Annotated in this window: 4 protein-coding genes; 2 read left to right on the top strand and 2 right to left on the bottom strand. The window is 56.7% G+C overall.

Translation table 11 applies throughout. The features are described 5' to 3' along the window. Positions 1 to 161, top strand: a 161-nt coding sequence (locus P0D89_RS51865; RefSeq protein ID WP_408370774.1) for a DUF2250 domain-containing protein, incomplete at its 5' end; no start/stop codon positions are given. A gap of 173 nt (positions 162 to 334) precedes the next feature. Here P0D89_RS51865 and P0D89_RS51860 read toward each other — a convergent pair. Both P0D89_RS51860 and P0D89_RS51855 read right to left on the bottom strand, forming a co-directional pair. Further along, complete coding sequence (locus P0D89_RS51860; protein ID WP_408370772.1) at positions 335 to 526, bottom strand: hypothetical protein; 192 nt, start codon at positions 524 to 526, stop codon at positions 335 to 337. A 201-nt stretch (positions 527 to 727) separates the two neighbouring features. Then, positions 728 to 862 (bottom strand): hypothetical protein, encoded by a 135-nt coding sequence (locus P0D89_RS51855; RefSeq protein ID WP_408370770.1) that lies wholly within the window; start codon positions 860 to 862, stop codon positions 728 to 730. A gap of 2,166 nt (positions 863 to 3,028) precedes the next feature. On the opposite strand from P0D89_RS51855, the gene P0D89_RS51850 reads away from it, so the two are divergent. Beyond that, the coding region (locus P0D89_RS51850) for a response regulator (protein ID WP_408370768.1) at positions 3,029 to 3,238 on the top strand (210 nt) is incomplete at its 3' end.

Below are 3,238 nucleotides of genomic sequence, written 5' to 3'. Positions count from 1 at the left end.
TGTCCAGCGATCTGAACCGCGTGACCAACGATGCGAACAGGTACACGATGCTGTCGTACTTCTACAAGGCGGACGCCGATTACGGTACCCGCCTTGCGCAAGCGACGCACACGGACCAGTCGCGCGTGAGGTCGCTTGCCGACAAGCTCGCCGAAAACTAATTGCACGTTCGGGCACGAGGGCCGCGCCGCGGCCTTCACTCGTTTCCACCTATCATTGCTCCGGCGCGGGAAGCCTGCACCCGATAAGCCGTTTCCGATCCGTTCTGACCCATGCGCTGTCCGCTGTTGCACTTGGCGCGCAGCGGTCGCTGCCAGATGCAGGCTGGGCGTCTTCAAAGAATCCGGAGATGCCGGATCTTCCTGATTTGGGCCGAGCGCTTCAGGATCAACTCGGTGATGTATTCCGGCAGGAGTGCGCGCGGCACATTGGCCGGTATGTTTTCTACGAGCTGCGAGGGGACGCGGACGATGAATTCGTCCGGTTGATTTTTCAGGCTGTATTCGTAGCTGACGTGGTAATCCATGACTGTCCTGACGCTTGGAGGGTGATCCTTCTGTGCGGGATTTGATCCGCGTGTGACGCGGTGAACTCGCGTAGCCGCCTGGTGCGACTTCACCGCTCGCGGCATGAAACAGCCCGTCACAATCGAAAATGCTTTTGGCCGACGCATACCCCGATGTCGGGCAACCCTATGTCCAGAAAAAAATAAGCTCGAACGCTCCTTCTACTCTTCTCCACTTGCAGCTACGAGTGCACCGACCCCGGTGTAGGCTCTGGTCGCTGCGTGACCCATCGAGCAGGCGGCGTCGGCGAGCGAGCCGATGGTAGGACGGTAATCGTCTACCTGGAGTACTTTCATCTGAAGGCCTCCCAATACTCAAGATGCAGATTGTCGCTGCGGCGATTTGCCATGCTTTCGAGTCGGCAGCCCATTGGGTTTGGCCTGCGATACAAAAAAAATGCCGCCGATGCGCTGGCGGCTAACAGGGGACGGTGGGATCAATCGTTACAGCGTTGAGTCAAGACAGCTCGAACAATAATAATTGCGGCACGGCTGCGAAACAACGGACGTCATCTGGTTTGCAGGCGATGACGAGCGATGTCGTATGTATCTTTTCAAGTTGTAGATTAGCGTGGAATGGTGCCCGGCGACATAATACAAATGTATATGTGAACAGAACCCACGTCCGTGCCGGTCGCCTCGTGCGTCACGGAGCGTTTGCCTCCTATATCGGGCTGACGAAAAGCTGAACGAGAACGTCGCGGCGCCTCCAGGCCTTACTGAATTGCCCACTGCGGGGCGGGATTCGACACCGCGCGTTAAATCTCCTTACCGCCGCTATACGCCCGCATACCCAGGTAATGTTTACGCTGCATCGATCTATTCCACCGTATAGTAGATTCGCCCTTCGGCAGAGCCTACTCTTCTCCCATCGAGGCAGCGTTGTCGCGACGACAGCGCAAAGCTCGCGAATCGGTATGGGCACAACATCATCGTTTTAGGGTGGCCCGCCAGGCCGGTTCGTTTGTTTATCGTCTTCGAAGAGTCACCGTGTCAGTTGTTCTGCATAACTTGATATGTATCGGAAGCAACGTGTATGCGGAGTACACGTTCGTGCCCTGGCTTAAATGCTACCGAAAGACCTTGGGAGCCCCACGATCGCTGCAAAGCGCAAGTCTGCATTGAGGAGCATCAACCCATCGGAAATCCGGACTCTACTCGACGACCTCAAATCACAGATCGCGCCCATTTCCACCGCACTGACGGAAGAAAACAGACGCTCGACTGTTTGTCGCAGGCGCTAAGCGACGCGGTCCCTGAGTTTCTGCAGCGAGCGTTTGAACAGGAATTGCTCGCAAGCGGAAAGTCCTCGTCGGATTGCCGGGCATTGCTTGCCACGGTGTTGCGCGCAAGGATGAGCGTCCCAAGGTGCGCTTCGCGTCTGGCCACAGGAGGCCAAAAATGAAAGTAGAAGCCGCGATGTTTATGCGACTGCGTCGTCTCGCTCCGGTTCTCGATGACGTACTCAGCGCAGGAGAGGTCGGGCACCCAGACCAGGCCGCTGGCCTCGCGTCACTTGCCCAGCTATGCTCTCAGCTGTTCGACGCGTACCAATGCCAACACGGGAGCGCGGTTGCGCAAGCGACTGGAGGCCCTCGAGTCGGCGCAACGTACTGCCTATGGACGGCTTCTGGACGGTACGCCAAAGATTGACACGTCCCTGGGCGGCGGTATCGCAGTAGACGAAGACGCCTGGGTACTCACCAGCCTGTGGTGTTACTCGGCGAAGCGCTGAGTCCGGAGGCGCTCGGCGATTCTTCGACGCGGCGAGATGTGAGGCTTTGTTGGCTTTGCCAGCTTGATGTTGAGGCGGCGGCAGAATGACGTGATCAAGGAGAGTCGGCGAAGCTGTTCGACGACGATCTCGAAGCGTGACTGTATCCGCCGCCACCGCAACGCGCATCATAGTGCGGAATTTGTTTCCTATATGACAGAATGCGCATGATAGTGCACATCCGTCCTATCCCTGTCTCTACAGTCCGAAAAACGCAGCCAGCGGATTGCCACAACAGATCGACGGTCAACGCGACTGCCGCATACAAAACCGCGCGAATCAGGTTATTGACCCGGAAGGTCGGCAGCGTGATGCTGCATATGGCCAGAACGACGAGCGCCACGACACCGAGCGCTGCCGGTCCCTTCCACGGCGAAGCCAGCGCGGTGCGAAACGACAGGGTGGAAGCGCTCGAGCCATGACCGGATAAGCGTCCCGATTCATGACTTTTTTGTCATTTTCCGTCCATCTTGACGCAACCAAGTCTTTTTACAATTACCTGTCCGTCGTTTCGAAGAGCACTGCCGAGGCGATTCCAATAGAGTTGCCAGTATTGGCATTTGAGGACTTGGTAATCCTTGCCGTTGCCCAATTGACTCTGCCCCATTTCGATACGCTGCGCAGATGAAATTAGCGTAATGTACTATCCGCATTGAATGCACGACGTGATGTGCGAAAGGGTTTTCATCATGCGTATCCTGATCGTCGAAGACGAACCGAAGATGGCCTCGTACCTTCGCAAAGGCCTAATGGAGGCAAGCTTCACCGTCGATGTTTCTAACGATGGCAACGACGGTTTGTTCCTCGCGCTCCATGAAGACTACGATCTCATCGTACTCGACGTCATGCTCCCGGGCATCGACGGGTTCGAGGTGCTCAAGCGCCTGCGAGCAAAAAAG

Source organism: Paraburkholderia sp. RL18-085-BIA-A, from assembly GCF_046027075.1.
In the GTDB taxonomy this organism is placed as follows: Bacteria; Pseudomonadota; Gammaproteobacteria; order Burkholderiales; family Burkholderiaceae; genus Paraburkholderia.
This window is presented reverse-complemented; position numbering and strand designations above follow the sequence as displayed.

Coding starts and splice junctions, on each gene's coding strand:
- P0D89_RS51860 (WP_408370772.1), bottom strand. CDS start 526: ATGGATTACCACGTCAGCTACGAATACAGCCTGAAAAATCAACCGGAC.
- P0D89_RS51855 (WP_408370770.1), bottom strand. CDS start 862: ATGAAAGTACTCCAGGTAGACGATTACCGTCCTACCATCGGCTCGCTC.